16 protein-coding genes and 2 pseudogenes are annotated in these 19,469 nt (G+C 71.7%); 13 read left to right on the top strand and 5 right to left on the bottom strand.

Annotation, left to right across the window (positions count from 1 at the left end; translation table 11 throughout):
• Nucleotides 1–264: 264 nt before the first annotated feature.
• From MCBG_RS24220 to MCBG_RS24185, 7 genes are all read left to right on the top strand, one after another.
• The gene (locus MCBG_RS24220; protein WP_043328406.1) at nucleotides 265–624 is read left to right on the top strand and encodes a GntR family transcriptional regulator; all 360 of its coding nucleotides are present in this window, start codon (nucleotides 265–267) and stop codon (nucleotides 622–624) included.
• A complete protein-coding gene (locus tag MCBG_RS24215) occupies nucleotides 621–1,499 on the top strand; it encodes an ATP-binding cassette domain-containing protein (protein WP_043328404.1) in 879 nt (292 codons plus the stop codon). The genes MCBG_RS24220 and MCBG_RS24215 overlap by 4 nt, the downstream gene beginning before the upstream one ends.
• On the top strand, nucleotides 1,496–2,191 hold the full coding sequence (locus MCBG_RS24210; RefSeq protein ID WP_043328403.1) for a hypothetical protein: 696 nt from the start codon (nucleotides 1,496–1,498) through the stop codon (nucleotides 2,189–2,191). Before MCBG_RS24215 ends, MCBG_RS24210 begins: the two co-directional genes overlap by 4 nt.
• A gap of 143 nt (nucleotides 2,192–2,334) precedes the next feature.
• Complete coding sequence (locus MCBG_RS24205; protein ID WP_043328401.1) at nucleotides 2,335–3,054, top strand: DinB family protein; 720 nt, start codon at nucleotides 2,335–2,337, stop codon at nucleotides 3,052–3,054.
• A 6-nt stretch (nucleotides 3,055–3,060) separates the two neighbouring features.
• Nucleotides 3,061–3,510 (top strand): NUDIX domain-containing protein, encoded by a 450-nt coding sequence (locus tag MCBG_RS24200; RefSeq protein ID WP_043328400.1) that lies wholly within the window; start codon nucleotides 3,061–3,063, stop codon nucleotides 3,508–3,510.
• A gap of 463 nt (nucleotides 3,511–3,973) precedes the next feature.
• Entirely contained in the window at nucleotides 3,974–4,429 is a 456-nt protein-coding gene (locus tag MCBG_RS24190) for a hypothetical protein (protein WP_140946403.1), read from the top strand.
• A gap of 253 nt (nucleotides 4,430–4,682) precedes the next feature.
• Nucleotides 4,683–5,651, top strand: a complete 969-nt coding sequence (locus tag MCBG_RS24185; protein ID WP_043328396.1) for a hypothetical protein — start codon at nucleotides 4,683–4,685, stop codon at nucleotides 5,649–5,651.
• 309 nt (nucleotides 5,652–5,960) lie between these two features.
• Here MCBG_RS24185 and ychF read toward each other — a convergent pair whose 3' ends face one another.
• Genes ychF through MCBG_RS24170 form a run of 3 tightly spaced genes read right to left on the bottom strand, consistent with a single transcriptional unit; the run spans nucleotide 5,961 to nucleotide 8,379 of the window.
• Nucleotides 5,961–7,046: a redox-regulated ATPase YchF gene (gene ychF / locus MCBG_RS24180; RefSeq protein ID WP_043328395.1), complete on the bottom strand. Its 1,086-nt coding sequence runs from the start codon at nucleotides 7,044–7,046 to the stop codon at nucleotides 5,961–5,963.
• A 58-nt stretch (nucleotides 7,047–7,104) separates the two neighbouring features.
• A complete protein-coding gene (locus tag MCBG_RS24175; RefSeq protein ID WP_043328392.1) occupies nucleotides 7,105–7,842 on the bottom strand; it encodes a Type 1 glutamine amidotransferase-like domain-containing protein in 738 nt (245 codons plus the stop codon).
• Nucleotides 7,843–7,872: 30 nt separating this feature from the next.
• On the bottom strand, nucleotides 7,873–8,379 hold the full coding sequence (locus MCBG_RS24170) for a MarR family winged helix-turn-helix transcriptional regulator (protein ID WP_043328390.1): 507 nt from the start codon (nucleotides 8,377–8,379) through the stop codon (nucleotides 7,873–7,875).
• Nucleotides 8,380–8,468: 89 nt separating this feature from the next.
• Here MCBG_RS24170 and MCBG_RS24165 point away from each other — a divergent pair.
• A pseudogene (locus tag MCBG_RS24165) lies at nucleotides 8,469–9,242 on the top strand (EamA family transporter); the annotation flags it as partial.
• 176 nt (nucleotides 9,243–9,418) lie between these two features.
• Here MCBG_RS24165 and MCBG_RS34340 read toward each other — a convergent pair.
• Complete coding sequence (locus MCBG_RS34340) at nucleotides 9,419–9,883, bottom strand: hypothetical protein (protein WP_223201312.1); 465 nt, start codon at nucleotides 9,881–9,883, stop codon at nucleotides 9,419–9,421.
• Nucleotides 9,884–10,126: 243 nt separating this feature from the next.
• Here MCBG_RS34340 and MCBG_RS24160 point away from each other — a divergent pair, with 243 nt between their 5' ends.
• The 5 genes and pseudogenes from MCBG_RS24160 (at nucleotide 10,127) to valS (ending at nucleotide 18,880) form a co-directional block, all read left to right on the top strand.
• Nucleotides 10,127–11,578, top strand: coding sequence for an AlkA N-terminal domain-containing protein (locus MCBG_RS24160; protein WP_043328388.1), 1,452 nt, complete (start codon nucleotides 10,127–10,129; stop codon nucleotides 11,576–11,578).
• Entirely contained in the window at nucleotides 11,575–12,087 is a 513-nt protein-coding gene (locus MCBG_RS24155) for a methylated-DNA--[protein]-cysteine S-methyltransferase (RefSeq protein ID WP_043328386.1), read from the top strand. Before MCBG_RS24160 ends, MCBG_RS24155 begins: the two co-directional genes overlap by 4 nt.
• Before the next feature lie 37 nt (nucleotides 12,088–12,124).
• Complete coding sequence (locus MCBG_RS24150) at nucleotides 12,125–13,945, top strand: ABC transporter ATP-binding protein (protein ID WP_043328385.1); 1,821 nt, start codon at nucleotides 12,125–12,127, stop codon at nucleotides 13,943–13,945.
• A gap of 387 nt (nucleotides 13,946–14,332) precedes the next feature.
• Nucleotides 14,333–16,163 (top strand): annotated as a pseudogene (locus tag MCBG_RS24145) (ABC transporter ATP-binding protein).
• A gap of 152 nt (nucleotides 16,164–16,315) precedes the next feature.
• On the top strand, nucleotides 16,316–18,880 hold the full coding sequence (gene valS / locus MCBG_RS24140; RefSeq protein WP_043330943.1) for a valine--tRNA ligase: 2,565 nt from the start codon (nucleotides 16,316–16,318) through the stop codon (nucleotides 18,878–18,880).
• 110 nt (nucleotides 18,881–18,990) lie between these two features.
• On the opposite strand, the gene MCBG_RS24135 is transcribed toward valS, so the two are convergent.
• Nucleotides 18,991–19,428 carry a hypothetical protein gene (locus MCBG_RS24135; protein ID WP_181373771.1) on the bottom strand — a complete coding sequence of 146 codons (438 nt, stop codon included), beginning with the start codon at nucleotides 19,426–19,428 and terminating at the stop codon, nucleotides 18,991–18,993.
• Between the last annotated feature and the right edge of the window lie 41 nt (nucleotides 19,429–19,469).

Here is a 19,469-nt window from a genome sequence, read left to right as displayed (position 1 = left end):
CGGCCCCGGCGAGCCGGCCACCGGCCCGACCCGGCAGCCGAAGGTGACGCGTCGTCAGCATGGATGTCGGCCCAGGTCCGCTCCGCGGCGGTGTCGCAACAGCCGCAGACGGACTGCCGTACCTGGCGGGTGCTCTCGTCGATCGTCAGTGTCACGGCGCGAACTCGATCGAGCCGTAATCGGCCACGCGTACCGAAGAAGACTTGACGCCCCGGCCCGCGAGCGCCAAGGTTAGTTACATGAGTAATGAACCAAAGAACCAGGATGGATGACGGCCGGCCGATCTTCGTCCAGATCGCGGAGATGATCGAAAACTCGATCATCGACGGGACGTACGCGGAGGAGACCCAGGTGCCGTCGACGAACGAGCTTGCGGCGTTCCACCGGATCAACCCGGCGACCGCCGCCAAGGGGATCAACCGCCTGGTCGATGACGGGCTTCTCTACAAGCGCAGGGGGATCGGAATGTTCGTGGCAACGGGCGCCGTCGAAACACTCCGGGAACGCCGCCGGCGCGAGTTCTCCGACCAGTACGTGCGGCCCCTCATCGAGGAGGCACGCAAGTTGGGCATCGGCACCGAGGAGCTGAAGAAGCTCATCGACACAGGGGAGGAACAGCGATGAGCGTCGTGGCGGCAGCCGGGCTCACGAAGCGGTTCGGCGAGGTGACCGCTCTCGATGACGTCACCTTCACGTTGACGGGCGACAAGATCTATGGGCTTCTCGGCCGCAACGGCGCCGGCAAGACGACGCTGATGCAGCTGATCACCGGCCAGAACAGCGGCACCAGCGGCGACCTCATGCTCTTCGGTGAGCGGCCGTACGAGAACGAGCGGGTGCTGTCGCGGGTGGTCTTCATCAAGGAGAGTCAGACGTACCCGACCGCGTACCAGGTCCGGCACGTGCTGAGCCTGGCCAAGCGGCTGTTCCCCAACTGGGACGAGGACTTCGCGCAGTCCCTGGTGGACGACTTCGACCTGCCGCGCAAGCGCAAGGTACGCAAACTGTCCCGCGGCATGCTGTCCGCGCTGGGCGTGACGATCGGCCTGGCCGCACGCGCGCCGCTGACCTTCTTCGACGAGCCGTACCTCGGTCTCGACGCGGTCGCCCGGCAACTCTTCTACGACCGGCTGCTCGCCGACTACGCCGAGAACCCGCGCACCGTCGTGCTCTCCACACACCTCATCGACGAGGTGGCCGACCTGATCGAGCACGTACTGCTGCTCGACCGCGGAAAGCTGCTGCTCGACGCGCCCAGCGACGAGCTGCGCGGCGAGGTGGTGGAGGCGTCCGGCCCGGCCGCTGCGGTGGACGAGTTCGCCGCCGCGCACCAGGCGCTGCATCGTGAGCAACTCGGCGGCGCGGTCCGCGCGTCGCTGCGCGGGTCGTTCGACGACGCCGAACGGACGCGCGCCAAGAAGCTCGGCATCGACCTGGCACCGGTGTCGCTCCAACAGGCCGTGGTGCGCCTGACGACGGAAAGGACGAACGCGCGATGACTCGTATCCTCGACGTCGCCCGGATGCACACCATCGCCTGGGTCAGCCAGTTGGCCTGGCCATGGGGCATCATGGCCATCTCGCTCGGCGTCAACCTGCTGATCTTCGCCTCGATCGACGAGGCCGCGCCGGGCAAGAACACCACGGGCGGTCTGGTCAGTATCTACATCGTCTGCTCGATCGTCGCCGCCACCTCGATCAGCCAGGTGTTCCCGTTCGCGCTCGGCATGGGCGTCACCCGGCGCACCTTCTACCTCGCCACGGTGCTCGTCAACGTGGTGCAGGCGGTCGTCTACGGCGTCCTGCTCTACCTGCTCAACCTGATCGAGGGCGCCACCGGCGGCTTCGGGATCCAGCTGCGGTTCTTCCGAATCCCGTACGTCGACGTCGACAACGGGCTGTTGCAGATCGCCGTCTACGCGGTGCCGTTCCTGTTCCTGAACTTCGTCTCCGTCTTCGTCGCCGTCTGGTACGTCCGGTTCGGCATGAACGGCCTGTTCGGGGCCGGCGCGGCCCTGATCCTGGTGACCGGCCTGCTCGTCGCGTTGATCACCTGGCAGGGATGGTTCGATGACATCTGGCAGTGGCTGAGCAGCCAGCACCAGGTCAGCCTGCTGGTGGGGTGGCCCGCCCTGATCGCCGCGGTGGCCGCCCTCGGGGGGATGGCGGCCATCCGCCGGGCCAACGCCTGACGGCGGGCACGGATGGTCGGCCGACGATCCGCGTTATGCGGGTCGTCGGCCGCCACCCGCAGCTCCCCGGTCCGGTCGCATCGACAGCTGTTGTCGGACCTGCTCGCTAGCATTGCCGCGATCGCCGACGAGAGGGGTGCGCCGTGGACCAGAGCGACCTCACGACGTTCGTGGACCGGGACCTGCAAGGCGCGCGCTTCACCAGGTCGACGCTTGCCGGCGCGGTGATGCGCGGCGTCGACGTGCGCGGGCTCGACATCGACGCGCCGTGGCTCACCGACGGCGCGCTGCTGGTCAACGGTGTCGACGTCGTGCCGCTCGTCGAGGCCGAACTCAACCGGCGGTTCCCCGGGCGCGAGCTGAGGCGTGCCGAGGATCCCGACGGCCTGCGCGCGGCGTGGGCGGCGCTCGAACGAGCCTGGGCGGCCGCGGTCGACCGGGTCGTGTCGATGCCCGACGGCGCCGCCGACATCTCGATCGACGGCGAGTGGTCGTTCGCGCAGACCCTGCGCCACCTCGCGTTCGCCACCGACGCCTGGCTCGGCAAGGCGATCCTGCGCCTGCCGCAGCCCTTCCATCCGCTCGGGCAGCCGCACGCAGAGTACGAGACGGACGGACTCGACATGTCGATCTTCCCCGCGGCGCGGCCGAGTCTCGCCCAGGTGCTCGATCTGCGCGCCGAGCGGCAGGCCATGGTGCGGGACTTCCTCACGGGCATCACTCCGGAGCTGCTCGCCGAGCCTCGGCCGTCAGCCTGGTCACCCGAACACGAGAAGCCGGTCCTGCACTGCCTCCACGTCATCTTCGACGAGGAGTGGGAACACCTCCGCTTCGCGGTGCGCGACCTGGACGCGCAGGCGTAGCGTCCGGTGTCCACGTGGACCGGCCCCGCATCGGAGGCCTCGGCGGACGGCTCTCCCAAGGCACGCATCGTCACCGGGTTGCTGTGCGACGGCGACCGGATACTCCTGTGCCACCGCTCTCCCCTGCGTCGTGTGCTGCCTGACGTCTGGGACCTGCCCGGCGGGCACGTCGAGCCCGGGGAACCGCCCCGTGTCGCACTTGCCCGTGAGCTCCGAGAGGAACTGGGCGTCGACGTGGCGGTGCCGTCGGGTCCACCAGTGCACGAGGTTCACGCCGACACGTTCGACATGCGGATTTGGCTGATCGAAGCGTGGAGCGGGTCTCCGGCCAACCTGGCGCCGGAGGAACACGACGCCGTCGGCTGGTTCACCGCAGACGCGCTCGGAGCGCTACCGCTGGCTCATGCCGGCTACCCGGCCCTGTTCCGCAGGGTCCTTGCCGAGCGTCGCGCCTGACCACGACGGACACGTCTCTCGGCACGAACGCGCGCAGGGGGAGCCTGCGGCTCGGTCGATCACTCGCCCGGGCCGGGACCGGAAGTCGTCGCCCCCGCCGGACCCCCACCCGCCCCGGCACCCGAACCGATCCGGGTCGAAGGCCGCGTCAGCTGCCGAGGAACCTCGTCATCGCCGGCCAACGCATCCACGTCGGCATCCACCACGCCGGAACCACCCTCACCGTCGAAGCCTCCGACACCACCTTCCGCGTCCACAACGGCGACCAACTCGTCGCCGAGGTCACCCGCACCACTGTCAAGCCGATCGCCCGGTTCAAGGTCCGCAAACCCGAACCCTCACGCGCGGCCCGCACCCCGCAGCACCGGGACGAAGCTTGACGCCCCGCCGGTGCCATTCCTAGCTTTGTCGCTCATGAGCTGGAGCAAGGAAACTGGCAGATCAGACCATGGATAGCACCAGGTTGACGAAGGCCCTCGGCTACACCGTCGGCGACCTGCTCCTGATCTCAGCCGAGGCGTTCGACACGCGGGTCGTCAGGACCACGCCCCAGCGCCTGCTCATCGACTGGCCATGGCGGGAGGCGGACCCCGAGTCAACCAACTCATGGGATGGCACCGTGGGCTTTCCTCGTGACCCTGACGCGCACGGCTGGCTCAACACACCGTGGCGACTGGAGCCCGACGCCTCCGAACTGCAAGCCAGTGACCCTTGCTTCGTCGGCATCCCACCGACGAAGGTGCGGGTTACCTCCATCGAGAGGTTCGACCCTCCCGCCGACTTCGGATTCCTACCCCGGCCGGACTACGCGCTTGAGATGGTTCCTGTCGACGCGATCGAGGACCAAGAAGCGGGCTACGTCCTCTACCTCAACAGCCAAGAACCGATCCACATCGAAGTTCTTGCCAACCCCAACTAGCCAGGGCATACACAAGCGCTACCCTCAACCGAAGATCGTCTAGCCGGACGTGTCACCCACGTCCCGAGACTGATCTGTCACGCAGGTCCTGAGACCCGACATCGCTGGCAGCCGGTGTCGTAATCCGGTTGATGCGCTAAACGGCGATGCCAGTTGACGGGTTACACAGGCCCGGAGAGCGCCGGGCACCGACGGTGACACCATGGTTCACGACGCTGGCGTGCTGGCAGCCTGGGCAGGAAGATCGCAGGTCATGAGCCGCATCGTGGACGTGTCGAGCCCTCTCGACATGCAGCAGCTTCGAGTCAGGCTCGACGATGCTTCGGTTGTTCAGTTCAGCCAGCCACTCGCCGAGGCGGAGTACAGGTTGCTCGCCGCGCTATTGGCGGAGCATCCGACGGTCACTCTGCGCGCGTACGGCTTCGACGAGGACCTCGCTACGCTGCGGTTCCTGCGCTGGTTCCCACGCCTCCGTCGCTTCAGCGTCGCCCACCTACACAACCTGACTGACTTGGCGCCGCTGCACCAACTGAGCGCCGACGTCGAGCTCCTCGACATCGGCGAGACCCGCAAGCCTCTCAACCTGACCCCGGTCGCCGCGTTCCGTGACCTTCGCCAACTGCGGATCGTCGCGCACCGAGGCGGCCTTCCGGAACTGATCGACGCCAACCCCAACCTGCAGGGACTTTCGCTGTGGCGACTCCCGGTCGACCAATATCTCCCACTGATTGCCCTGCCCCACCTGCAGTCATTGGCGCTGACCCTCGGCTCGTTGGCACACGGCGAATGGCTGCTCCAGGTCCCCACGCTTCGCTACGTCGCGCTACGCGCAGTTCGCAAGCTCACCGACCTCGACCCGGTGACACGCCTGCCCGCACTGCAATGGCTGTGTTTGGACGCGCTCACTGCGGACCGACTTCCCGACTTCAGCTCCTGCACTACGCTGCTACGCGCCGACTGCACCGCCATGCGACACCTTCGGCACACGACATCCCTACAGGGCCTCGCTGCCGCACCCCAGCTGCGGGAGCTGTCGGTAACTGAGGCCCTGCTCCCTGCTGATGCGTTCAAGCCATTCGTTGATCACCCGACGCTTGAACACGTCAGCGTCGGCCTAGGCACCGAGCGCCGCAGCTGCGAGGCTGAGCAACTTCTGCGGCGGACACCACCACGCTCCGACACTGACTTCGCCGTGAGGTACGGCCTTCTACGCGTGCTGTAGCCGGCCGCAAGACCCGCGAGGAGTTCGGGTGCGGGATCAGAGCTGATCCAGCGTGGTAGCGGCACTGTGAGGCCATGGCCCGAAGTGGGCCGGCGAACTGCAACCCTTCAAGTCGACTCACGACCTGCGCAACCACTACGCTTCGGTCCTGCTGATGCAGGGCGAGTCGGTCATCATCGTGGCCGAACTGCTGGTGCATGCCGGACTCGGAGGAGCGCACCCGCCGGGCGGTCGATGAGGCGTGGAGTTGCCCCCCGGTGTGCCCCAGAGCGAGGAACCACCCTTCTGACCTGCGGAAACGGGCCGGATTCAGACGTTGAAGCGGAACTCCACCACGTCGCCGTCCTGCATCACGTACTCCTTGCCTTCGATCCGGACCTTGCCGGCGGCCTTCGCCGCCGCCATCGATCCGGCCTCGACCAGGTCGTCGTAGGAGACCACCTCGGCCTTGATGAAGCCGCGCTGGAAGTCGCTGTGGATCACCCCGGCGGCCTCCGGCGCGGTCGCGCCGACCGGGACGGTCCAGGCCCGCGCCTCCTTGGGGCCGGCCGTCAGGTACGTCTGGAGCCCGAGCGTGCGGAAGCCGACCCGGACGAGCTGGTTCAGGCCGGGCTCGGACTGCCCGATCGACTCCAGCAGCTCGCGGGCCTCGTCCTCGGGCAGGTCCACCAGCTCGGACTCGATCTTGGCGTCCATGAAGATCGCCTCGGCGGGGGCGACCAGACCGCGCAGCTCGTCGAGGAACTCGGCGTTGCCCAGCTCGGCCTCGTCGACGTTGAAGACGTAGAGGAACGGCTTGGTGGTGAGCAGGTGCAGCTCACGCAGGTGTTCCAGCTCGACCTTCGCGGCTGCGGCGCCCGCGTACAGGGTCACACCGTTGTCGAGGACCTCGACCGCCTTCTTGGCGGCCTCGACGGCGGCGGCCCGGTCCTTGCGGAGCTTGGCCTCCTTCTCCAGCCGGGGCAGCGCCTTCTCCAGCGTCTGGATGTCGGCCAGGATCAGCTCGGTGTTGATCGTCTCGATGTCGTCGGCCGGGGAGACCTTGCCGTCGACGTGCACCACGTTCGGGTCGGAGAAGGCGCGCACCACCTGGCAGATCGCCGAGGCGTCGCGGATGTTGGCAAGGAACGCGTTGCCCCGGCCCTGCCCCTTGGACGCGCCGCGGACCAGGCCGGCGATGTCGACGAAGGAGACGGGCGCCGGCAGCACCTTCTGCGAGGAGAAGATCTCGGCCAGCTTGGCCAGCCGCTCGTCGGGCAGCCCGACCACGCCGACGTTCGGCTCGATGGTGGCGAACGGGTAGTTCGCGGCGAGCACGTCGTTCTTGGTCAGCGCGTTGAACAGGGTGCTCTTGCCCACGTTGGGCAGGCCGACGATGCCGATGGTGAGACTCACGACGAACCAGCTTACGCGGTTCGCCGCCCGCGCCGGGCAGGCAGGTCCGCGAAGCCTGTCACTCCGACAGCAGGCGCGGCTCGATCCGGGTCTCCCGGGCGGTGCCGTCCTCGGCGCGGACCAGCTGGTACGCGGCCACGCCCGGCCGGTCGGCCACCGCCTCGGCCAGCCGGGTGCCCCGGTAGATCAGCCCGACGCCGTCGTCGGTGCAGTGGCTGGCCGGGAGCGTGCCGTCGGCGACCAGCTGGTGCATCAGCGGTCGCCGCTGTTCCTCGCTGTCGTAGTGCACGCCGTTGCCGTACGGGAGCCAGCCCAGCCCTTCGGTGAAGGGCCGCAGCGTCGGGCCGTAGCTGTCGGTGGCGCCGCCGGTGTGCCAGCAGATCGAGCCGGCGGAGACACCGCCGAGCACCACGCCTGCCTGCCAGCACTCGTGCAGGATCTCCGGCAGGCCGTGCACCCGCCAGACCGCGCAGAGGTTGGCCACGCTGCCGCCGCCGACCCAGATGACGTCCTGCGCGAGCAGGTGGGCGCGGATGTCCTCGACGTTCGGCATCGGGTAGAGCGCCAGGTGGGAGGCGCGGAACCGGGTGCCGGCGAAGGCGCCGTAGAAGACGGTGAACCCGGTCGGCTGGTCGCCGGTGGCCTGGCCGAGGTAGCAGACGCGCGGCGCGTCACCGGCCCCGGCCAGGTCGGCCATCAGGTCGAACAGGGCGCTGGGCCGGGCGTCCCAGGGGCCACGACGACGGCTGGCGAAACCCATGCTGGTGGCGACGATCGTCGGTTCAGTGGCGGGCACGGGCGTCCTTCCGGCCGATGACAGTGACGATCATTGTGCCGGACCGGAGGTGTCGGCCGCGGCGAGCAGCGTACGCAGCAGGTCGGCCAGCCGCTCCTGGTCGGCCGGCGGCAGCGCGTCGAGGATCCGCCGCTGCACCGCGAGCCCGGCCTCGGCGGACTCCTCGACCACCCGGCGACCGGTGTCGGTGAGTGTGACCCGCAGCGCCCGCCGGTCGGCCGGGTCCGGCGAGCGCCGTACCAGGCCGGCCCGTTCGAGGCGGTCGAGCCGCCCGGTCATGCCGCCCGAGGTGAGCATCAGCGAGGCGGCGAGCGCCTTCGGCGCCAGCGTGTACGGCTCACCGGAGCGGCGCAGCGCGGCGAGCACGTCGAACTCACCTCGGCCGATGCCCCAGGCCGCGTACACCTTCTCCTGGCCGTCGCCGACCAGCCGGGCGAGCCGGTAGATGCGGCCGAACACGGCCATCGGCTCGGGCCGCATGCCGGGTCGTTCCCGCCGCCACTGCTCGACGATCGCGTCCACCTCGTCGCCTGTCACGGCTGCCGATTGTGCCCCACGTCCCACTTCCCTTTTCGCTCGGGCCTGAGTAGCTTAGCCCTAAGATACTTAGAGCTGAGGAAGCTGCTGTGAACTCTCGCTGGACCGACGTCGCGCTCACCGCCGCCGCCCCCGTCACCTGGGGCACCACCTACCTGGTCACCGCCGAACTCCTGCCCCCGGACCGGCCGCTCTGGGCCGGCGCGATCCGCGCCCTCCCGGCCGGTCTGCTGCTGCTCGCGCTGACCCGACGGCGACCACACGGCCTCTGGTGGGGGCGGGCCGCCGTGCTCGGCGCGCTCAACATCGGGGTGTTCTTCCCGCTGCTCTTCCTCGCCGCGTACCGGCTGCCCGGCGGCACCGCCGCCGTGCTCGGCGCCGCCCAGCCGCTGCTGGTGGCGGTGCTGACGGTCGCGCTGCTCCGCGACCGCCCCACCCGGCCGGCGCTGGTCGCCGCCGTGGCCGCCCCGCTCGGCGTCGCCCTCGTAGTGCTGCGCCCCGGCGCCGGCCTCGACCCGCTCGGCGTCACCGCCGGGCTCGCCGGGGCCGTGGCGATGGCCGCCGGGCTGGTGCTCACCCGCCGCTGGGGCCGGCCACCCGGAGTGGGCATCCTGGCCGCGACGAGCTGGCAGCTCGTCGCCGGTGGCCTGATGATCGTGCCGGTCGCCGCCGCCGTCGAGGGCGCGCCGCCCGTGCCCGACGGACCGGCAGTCCTCGGGTACGCGTGGCTCGGGCTGGCCGGCACCGCGCTGGCGTACGTGCTGTGGTTCCGGGGCGCGGCGCGACTGCCGGTGTCCCGCGTGTCGGTGCTCGGCGCGTTGAGCCCGCTGACTGCGGCGACGCTCGGCTGGGCGGTGCTCGGTGAGGCGCTGGACCCCGTCCAGCTCGCCGGTTTCGCGGTGGCCGTGGCGGCGATGGTGCTCGCCCAGATGCCGGACCGGCCTCCTCGCCCGCGGCTGGGTGGCGACGCGGACCACCCGGCGATGGCGCTGGTCGGCGTTCGGGCGGGCGGCAGAGCGGTGGGCTGGTGGCGGCGCCGTCAGCCGGCCCGCAGCCGGCGCCAGTCGTCCGGCCACGCCTCGGCGGCGACACCCTCGGGCAGCGCACCGGCCGGCAGTTGCGCCGCGGCGGCCAGCGGCAGCGTGAACCGGTGCGCGGCGGCGGGCCCGGCCTCGTACGACCGGTCGAGCAGCCACCGCACCTCGTCGGCGGTCCAGCCCAGGCCGGACCGGGCGGCGATCTCCCGGACCAGCCGCAGGCCGACGCGGGTGTCGTCGTCGTAGAAGCGCATGCACCAGTGGTGCGCCCACATGCCGAGCGCGCGCAGCCCGTCCGGGTCGAGCGAGCCGGCCAGCCGGCCGCAGGCGGTGTCGGGGAAGGGGCGCCCGGGGTCACCGGCCCGGTCGCGCTCGATCGCGCCGTAGGCGGCCGGCGCCACCAACCTCATCCGCTCGTAGAAGCCCTGCACCACCGCGGCGTCCAACGGTGCCCGCCCCGATCGCATCAGCGGACACCCCGCCCGGCCACGCTCGCCATGCCCCGCACCTTTTCTTGAGTTGGTGGCGGGACCGTACCGACCACTTACGACACTTTCTCGGGTCCGCCGGGCATGATCCACACCATTCCGCCGAGGTGGCGGCATCCGGGAACCGGCGATACCGCCACCTCCCCGAGCTGACGCGACTGCCAAACGTCATGTCCGAATACCGCCAGCCACGCCGGCGGGGCGGGGGGCAGGATCGGGGGCATGGAGCTGGACTTTGAGCGGTGTTACCGGGCCGTCGACAGCCGCGATCCGCGGTTCGACGGCTGGTTCTACACCGGCGTGACGTCGACCGGGATCTACTGCCGGCCGTCCTGTCCGGCGATGACACCCAAGCGGCAGAATGTCCGCTTCTTCCCGTCGGCCGCCGCCGCGCAGGGAGCCGGGCTGCGGGCGTGCCGCCGGTGCCGGCCGGACGCGGCGCCGGGCTCCCCGCAGTGGGACGTCCGGGCCGACCTGGTCGGCCGCGCCATGCGGCTGATCGCCGACGGCGTGGTCGACCGCGACGGGGTGCCCGGGCTGGCCGGCCGGCTGGGCTACACCGAGCGGCACCTGCACCGGATGCTCCAGGCCGAGCTGGGCGCCGGCCCGCTGGCGCTGGCCCGGGCACAGCGCGCGCAGACCGCCCGGATCCTGATCGAGACCACCGGCCTCGGCCTGGCCGAGGTGGCCTTCGCCGCCGGGTTCGGCAGCGTCCGGCAGTTCAACGAGACGGTCCGTGAGGTCTACGGCGGCACCCCGTCCGAGCTGCGCGCCGGGCGACGCGGTCCGGCCTCGGCCACCGGCGCGGGCACGCTCTCGCTGCGGCTGGCATACCGGCCACCGCTGCACGCGGGCGCGCTGCTGGACTTCCTCGCGCTGCGCGCGCTGCCCGGCGTCGAGGTGGTCCGCGACGGCACCTACCACCGGGGGCTGCGCCTGCCGCACGGTCCCGGCACGGTGGCGCTGACCCCGTCCGACGGCCACATCGACGCCACGTTGCGGCTGGCCGACATGCGTGACCTGGCTCCCGCGGTGGCCCGCTGCCGCCGCCTGCTCGACCTGGACGCCGACCCGGTCGCGGTGGACGCCACCCTGGCCGCCGACCCGGCGCTGGCCCCGGCGGTCGTCGCCGAGCCGGGCGTCCGGCTTCCGCACGCGGTCGACGGCTTCGAGCTGGCCGTCCGCGCCGTCGTGACCCAGCAGGTCTCGCTGACCTCGGCGCGGACCACGCTCACCCGCCTGCTCTCCGCCGTCCGGTCGGCGAGCGGTTCGGGCACCGACGACCCGGCCGACGGCCTGGTGGCGTTCCCGGGTCCCGCCGACGTGCTCGCGGCGCCGGACCCGGCGTTCCGGATGCCGGCCGCCCGCCGGGAGACGATCCGGGCGTTGGCCCGCGCCGTCGCCGACGGGACGCTGGACCTGGAACCCGGGGGCGACCGGGAGGAGACGGTCCGGCTCCTGGCCGCGGTGCCCGGCGTCGGCCCGTGGACCACCGGCTACCTGGCCATGCGCGCACTCGGCGACCCCGACGTCGCCCTCACCACCGACCTGGGCGTACGCCGCGGCGCAACCGCGCTCGGCCTGCCCGACACCCCCAAGACCCTGCTCGCGTACGCCGAACGCTGGCGCCCCTGGCGGTCCTACGCGACGATCCGACTCTGGAGAGCAGCATGAGCACTGTGGACAGCACCGTCATCGACACACCGGTCGGCCCGTTGAGCGTGCTCGCCGGCCCCGACGGCGCGGTACGCGCGGCCGGCTTCACGCCCGACCCGGCGGCCCTGGCGCCGTTGACCCACCCGAGCCTGCGTGGTGACCTGCGGGAACGGCCCGACCTCGGTCCGGTCACCGCCGCCGTCCGGGCCTACCTGGACGGAGACCTCGCCGCGATCGACGCGATCCCGGTGGAGCAGCACAGCGGCGGGCTCTTCCTGACGCACGCCTGGCAGGTGCTGCGCGACGTCAAGCCCGGCGACCCGGTCACCTACACCGGGTTCGCCGCACTGGCCGGACGCCCCGCCGCGGTCCGCGCCGCCGCGGCGGCATGCGCGCGCAACGCGGCAGCGCTCTTCGTGCCCTGTCACCGCGTGCTGCGCACCGACGGCACGCTCGGCGGCTACCGCTGGGGCCTGCCCGTGAAGAAGTGGCTTCTCGGGCATGAGGGACGGGTGACGGCTAGCTGACAGCGGAAACGTCACCCCCGGCGGCTACCGTCGGGTAGTGCCCGCGCCCAGCGACGGCAACCCCGCGGCGCAAGACGACGCCCGGTCCAAGCCGCTGCGCAACCTCTGGCGGCTGCGGCCCTACCTGCGCCCGTACGCGACGGAGTTCGCCTGGCTGCTGGTGGCGGCGCTCGCGGCCACTGCGGCGAGCCTCGCCGTTCCGCTGGTGGTGCAGCGGGTGGTCGACGGGCCGGTGGCCCGGCACGACGAGGCCGGGCTGCTGCGGCTCGGCGCCCTCGCGCTGCTGCTCGGGCTGGCCGAGGCGGTTCTCATCTTCATCCGCCGCTGGACCCAGTCGTCGTCCTCGGTGGGCATGGAGGCGGCCATCCGCGCCGACATCTACGCCCACCTGCAACGGCTCCCGGCCGGCTTCCACGACCGCTGGCAGTCCGGCCAGTTGCTGTCCCGGATCACCAGCGACCTCTCGGTGATCCGGCGGTTCCTCTCCTTCGGGCTGCTGTTCCTGGTCCTCAACCTGATCACCTACGTCGCCGTGGTGGTGCTGCTGATCCGGCTGCACCCCTGGCTGGGGTCGCTGGTCGCGGCCAGCGCCGTTCCGCTGTTCCTGATCAGCCGCCGCTTCGCCCGGCACTACCACGCGGCGTCGCGCCGGATGCAGGACCAGCAGGGCGACGTGGCCACGCTCGTCGAGGAGACCGCGCAGGGGCTGCGCACCATGCGGGCGTACGGGCGGGGGCCGGAACTGGCCGCACGGTTCGCCGTCGGCGCGCGCCGGCTGCACGACACCGGGATCGGCAAGGCGCGGCTGCTGGCCCGCACCTCGGCGCTGTTCGACCTGGTGCCCAACCTGACCCTCGGCGCGGTCCTGGTGACCGGCGCGGCGGCCGTCGCCGAGGGCGCGCTGTCCATCGGGGAGCTGGTCGCGTTCGTCAGCCTCCAGCTCATGCTGATCTGGCCGGTGCAGTCGCTCGGCTGGATCATCGCCAACGGCCAGGAGGCCGCCACCGCCGCCGACCGGATCCAGGAGGTCCTCGACACCCGCCCGACGATCGTGGACGCGCCGCACGCCCGGTCGCTGGAGCGCGCCGACGTACGCGGCCGGCTCCGCTTCGAGGGGGTCACCTTTCGCTACCCGGGCACCTCGGCGCCGGTGCTGCACGACCTGGACCTGACCGTCGAGCCGGGCGAGACGATGGCGCTCGTCGGCGTCACCGGCTGCGGCAAGAGCACGCTGCTGTCGCTCGTCCCCCGGCTGCACGAGGTGACCCGCGGCCGGATCACCGTCGACGGGCGCGACGTGCGTGACCTGCGGCTCGGCTCGCTGCGACGGCTGGTCGGGGTGGCGTTCGAGGAGCCGACCCTGTTCTCCATGTCGGTCTGGGAGAACCTGACGCTGGGGCGGCCGGACGCGGGCGAGGAGGAGGTCCGGGCGGCGCTGGCGCTGGCGCAGGCGGACTTCGCGTACGAGCTGCCCTGGGGGCTGGCCACCCGGGTCGGTGAACAGGGGCTGTCGCTGTCCGGCGGGCAGCGGCAGCGCCTCGCGCTGGCCCGCGCGGTGCTCGGGCGGCCCGTACTGCTGGTGCTCGACGATCCGCTCTCCGCGCTCGACGTGCACACCGAGGCGCTCGTGGAGGCGGCGCTGCGCCGGGTGCTGCGGGAGAGCCGCACCACGGCCCTGCTGGTGGCGCACCGCCCCTCGACAGTGGCGCTGGCGGACCGGGTGGCGCTGCTGGACGGCGGCCGGATCGTCGCCGTCGGCACCCACTCGGAGCTGCTGGCCCGGGTGCCGGCGTACCGGGCGGTGCTCTCCGCCGAGCCGGAGCGCCGTTCCGGCGGCGTCGGTCTGGTGCGCTCGTGACCGGCGGCGCGCCGCGGGTTGCCCCGCCTCAGGGAGCGCTCGGCCTGGCCGGGACTGTAAGCGAACACATATAGGGCATTGGAGCCTGAGCGAATGAAAAGCACACGGGCGTAGTGCAACCCGCTGCTCGTCAGGGTCTGATTCCGGTTGTTCTTTAGTACAGGTAGAAAGGCCTCGTTTATTGGATAAGCTCCTGTCCGGCGTGTCGGTAGCGGCTAGCCTTGCCCCTTTGGGCTCCGTGCTTGGGGGTCGCCAAGCCAAAATCTACTAAGTAATTTATCACAGTGCACACGAGTAAAAATGTCATTCTCACGGCGAAGGTGGTCGTTCCCCCTCTTCAGTGTTCATGATTTATTGCCCTAGAACCGCACCGGCGGACGCGACGACCTGTCCCGCTGGCGCGGCCCGGGCCACCGACCCGGACGCCGACCGCAACGCGCCGAGACTCCTCCCGGCGGCGGTGGCCCGGCTCCGCGCCCGCAGCCGGCTCCTGCTGCGGCAACTGCTGCGCCCGCACCGGCGTGCGCTCGGGCTGGCGGTGGCGCTTCTGCTGGCCCAGAACGCCGCCGCGATGTCCGGCCCGTACCTGGTCATGCTCGGCATCGACCGGGGCATCGGGCCACTGCGGGCCGGTGATCCCGGCCCGCTGATCGCTGTCGCCGCCGCGTTCGTGGTGGCGACAGCCGTCGAGTACGCGGCCCGGCGCGCGTTCCTCACCCTCGCCGCCCGGATCGGCCAGGCCGTCCTGCTGGACCTGCGCCGACGGGTGTACGGGCACTTCCTCCGCCTCGACGTCGGTTTCCACGAGCGCTACACCTCCGGGCGGATGGTGTCCCGGCTGACGAGCGACCTGGAGTCGATCGCCGAACTGGTCGACGGGGGCATCGACAAGCTGGTGATGGCCGGGCTGTCGGTGCTGTCGGTGGCGGGCATCCTGCTCTGGCTGGACCTGCCGCTGGCGGCGGTGACGCTGCTCGCGTTCCCGTTCCTGTTCCTGCTGTCGCGCTGGTTCGCGCGCGCGTCGGCGGGCGCCTACCGGCGTACCCGGGAGGCGGTGGCGCTGGTCATCGTGCACTTCGTCGAGTCGCTGCGCGGGATCCGGGCCGTGCAGGCGTACCGCCGGGAGGAGCGCAACGAGCGCATCTTCGCCGCCGTGAACGACGACTACCGGCGCTCCAGCCTGCGCGCGTTCCGGCTGATCGCGATCTACTCGCCGGGCATCCGGCTGATCGGCAACCTGACCACGGCGGTGGTGCTCGGGTACGGCGGCTGGCGGGTGCTGGGCGGCGGCGTCGAGGTGGGCGTGCTCGCCGCGTTCCTGCTCTACCTGCGCCGGTTCTTCGAGCCGATGGAGGAGTTGAGCCAGTTCTACAACGCGCTCCAGTCGGCGACCGCCGCGTTGGAGAAGCTGGCCGGGGTGCTGGACGAGCGCCCGGCGGTGGCCGAACCGGCGGATCCGGTGCCGCTGCCGGCCGGGCCGCCGCGCGGGGCGGTGACGTTCCGCGCCGTCGACTTCGGCTACCGGCGGCAGACGCCGATCCTGTCCGGCCTGGACCTGGTCGTGCCGCCCGGGCAGACGGTGGCGCTGATCGGGCCGACCGGCGCCGGCAAGTCCACTGTCGCGAAGCTGCTGGCCCGGTTCCACGACCCGGACGCGGGCGCTGTCGACCTGGACGGGGTGAACCTGCGTGACCTGGCCGACGCCGAACTGCGCCGGGCGGTGGTGCTGGTGACCCAGGAGACCCACCTGTTCAGCGGATCCGTGGCCGACAACATCAGGTTCGGGCGGCCGGACGCGGACGACGAGGCGGTGGTCGCGGCGGCGCGGGCGATCGGCGCGCACGACTTCATCGCCGCGCTGCCCGACGGGTACGCCACGGACGTGCACCGGCGCGGCGGGCGGCTGTCCGCCGGTCAGCGGCAGCTCGTCGCGTTCGCCCGGGCGTTCCTCGCCGACCCGCGGGTGCTGATCCTGGACGAGGCGACCTCGTCGCTGGACGTGCCGACCGAGCGGTTGGTGCAGCGGGCCCTGCACAACGTGCTGCGCGACCGTACCGCCTTGGTGATCGCCCATCGTCTCTCCACCGTGGAGACGGCGGACCGGGTGCTGGTGCTCGACGACGGCCGGATCGTGGAGGACGGCCCACCGGCCGAGCTGATCGCGGCCGACGGCCGCTACGCCGCCCTGCACCGCCAGTGGCGCGACTCGCTCCTCTAGCTCTCTCCTCCGACCCTCGTTGATCTTGCACTTGCGGCCCGAGGGATGCCCGAAAAGCGGCTTGTGCCGGGGCGGCAAGCGCAAGATCGGCGAGGACGCGCGGGGTGGGGAAAGTCGTGGAGTGCGGCAACCGGGCTGCCTACCATCGGCTGATGACCGACACGACGATCAGCGCCCGCGGCGGCGTCCCCGAGCGTCCGAGCCTGGACGGCCTCGAGGAGACCTGGGCCCGCCGCTGGCAGTCCGACGGCACGTACGCGTTCGACCGTACGAAGGAGCGGTCGGACGTATACGCGATCGACACTCCCCCGCCGACCGTGTCGGGCGAACTGCACATGGGGCACGTCTTCTCGTACACGCACACCGACACGGTGGCCCGGTTCCAGCGGATGCGCGGGCGCACGGTCTTCTACCCGATGGGCTGGGACGACAACGGGCTGCCCACCGAACGCCGGGTGCAGAACGTGTACGGCGTGCGTCCCGACCCGGCGCTGCCGTACGACAGCAACTGGCGGCCGCCGTCCGCGCCGGTGGACGACGCGGCCCGGAAGAACCCGACGGCGATCTCCCGGCGTAACTTCATCGAGCTGTGCGAACTGCTCACCGTGGAGGACGAGAAGGCGTTCGAGGCGCTGTGGCGGCGGCTCGGGCTGTCCGTGGACTGGTCGCTGACGTACACCACGATCGGGTCGGCGGCCCGCGCCGCGAGCCAGCGCGCGTTCCTGCGCAATCTGGCGCGGGGCGAGGCGTACCAGGCCGAGGCGCCGACGCTGTGGGACGTCGGGTACGGCACCGCCGTGGCGCAGGCCGAGCTGGAGGACCGGGAGCGGCCCGGCGCGTACCACCGGCTGCGGTTCACCGGGCCGGACGGCCGCGAGGTGCTGATCGACACCACCCGCCCGGAGCTGCTGCCGGCCTGCGTGGCGCTGGTCTGCCACCCCGACGACGAGCGGTACGCGGACCTGGTCGGCGCGTCCGCGCGTACCCCGGTGTTCGGGGTCGAGGTGCCGGTGCGCGCGCACCCGCTGGCGGACCCGGCCAAGGGCACGGGCATCGCGATGGTCTGCACGTTCGGTGACCTGACCGACGTGACCTGGTGGCGTGAGCTGCGGCTGGACACCCGCGTGGTGATCGGCCGGGACGGGCGGCTGCTGCCGGAGCCGCCGGCCGGCGTGCCGGCGGCGCCCTACGCGGCGCTGGCCGGGCAGACGGTGAACGGCGCCCGGCGGACGCTGGTGGAGCTGCTGGCCGACGCGGGTGATCTGGTCGGCGAGCCGCGCCCGATCACGCACCCGGTGAAGTTCTACGAGCGCGGCGACCGGCCGCTGGAGATCGTCTCGACCCGGCAGTGGTATCTGCGCAACGGCGGCCGGGACGCCGGCCTGCGCGAGGAGCTGCTGGCCCGGGGTCGGGAGCTGCACTGGGTGCCGGAGCACATGCGGCACCGCTACGAACACTGGGTGGGCGGCCTCACCGGTGACTGGCTGGTCAGCCGGCAGCGGTTCTTCGGCGTGCCGGTGCCGGTGTGGTACCGGCTCGACGACACTGGCGAGCCGGACTGGACCCACCCTCTCACACCGGACGAGGCGACGCTCCCGATCGACCCGAGCAGCGAACCGCCGCCCGGATACGAGGAGTCGCAGCGCGGCGTGCCGGGCGGTTTCACAGGCGACCCGGACGTGCTGGACACCTGGGCCACCTCGTCACTGACCCCGCAGATCGTCGGCGGCTGGGAGACCGACCCGGACCTGTTCGCCAGGGTCTTCCCGATGGACCTGCGCCCGCAGGGGCACGACATCATCCGGACCTGGCTGTTCGCCACCGTCGCCCGGTCCCACCTGGAGCACGGCGCGCTGCCCTGGCACACCGCTGTGCTCTCCGGCTGGATCCTCGACCCGGACCGCAAGAAGATGTCGAAGTCCAAGGGCAACGTGGTCACGCCGATGGCGCTGCTGGAACAGAACGGCTCCGACGCGGTCCGCTACTGGGCCGCCAACGGCAAGCCGGGCATGGACCTCGCCTTCGACCCGGCCCAGGTCAAGGTGGGCCGGCGGCTGGCCACCAAGCTGCTCAACGCGTCGCGGTTCGCGCTCGGGCTGGGCGCCGCCGACGCACTGCGGGCCGCGGCGACCCAACCGCTGGACACCGCGATGCTCGCCGAACTGTCCGGCGTGGTCGCGACCGCGACCACCGCCTTCGACGGGTACGACCACACCGCCGCCCTGATGGCCACCGAAGCGTTCTTCTGGCGGTTCTGCGACGACTACATCGAGTTGGTGAAGGAGCGCGCCTACGGCACCGGGCCGGCGGCCGACTCGGCCCGGGCGGCGCTGGCGACCGCGTTGTCGGTGCAGTTGCGCCTGTTCGCGCCGGTGCTGCCGTTCGTCACCGAGGAGGTCTGGTCGTGGTGGCGGTACGGCTCGGTGCACCGCTCGCCGTGGCCGACCACGTACGAGGTGGGCCGCGCGACGCAGGCGCCGGGTCACCCGGAACTGCTGCGACTGGCCGCTGACGCGCTGGGTCAGGTGCGCCGCGCCAAGTCGGAACGGAAGCTGTCGATGAAGGCGGACGTGCCGCTGGCCGAGGCGCTCGGACCGGCGGCGGTGCTGGACCAGCTCGGCACGGTCGCCGACGACCTGCGCGCGGCGGGCCGGATCGCGAAGCTGGACCTGCTGCCGGATCGCACCACCGAACTGGTCATCGCCTGCGCGTTCTGAGCGCCGCCGGCGATGTAAGGAAGGGCCCCTTCTTAACGCCTGGCGTTGTAGAAGGGGCCCTTCTTAACACCCCGAAGGGCCGGCCGGACCGGCCCGCGGCGGTGCATGCCTCAGTCGGCCGCGCAGGTGGCCTTGAGCTTGTCCCGGGCGGCGGTGAGATCCGCCCTGCTCGGCGCCTTGCCCGGCGCCTTGGCCCAGGCGTCGGCGAGGTCGCTCATCTCGGTCGCGACGCCCTTCACCGCGCTGTTCACCTCGTCGCTGTTGGTGAAGGCGTGCGTGTAGAGCGTGGCCGCGCCCGCCGAGTACTGCGCGCTGACCGCCGAGTGACCGGCCGGCGGGCCGATCTTCTCCGCCTCGGCCACCTCCTTCAGGGCGGCGGTGATGTCCTTCTCCGCCGTCGTGCAGGTCTTCCGGGTGGCCTCGTCGAGGCCCACCGGGGCCGGCGTCACCGGCGGCACGGACGTGGCGGCCGGGGCGGAGGGTGCCGCCGACCCGGCCGAGGGGGTGTCCTCGTCGTCGCCGCAGCCGGACATGACGATCATCGCCACCGCGGCCGGAGCGAGCAGGGCGAAGCGAGCTGAACGCACAG

This window comes from Micromonospora sp. M42, from assembly GCF_000568915.1.
GTDB classification, from domain to species: domain Bacteria; phylum Actinomycetota; class Actinomycetes; order Mycobacteriales; family Micromonosporaceae; genus Micromonospora; species Micromonospora chalcea.
Note: the sequence above shows the minus strand (reverse complement) of the source record. Positions and strands in the feature narration are given on the sequence as shown.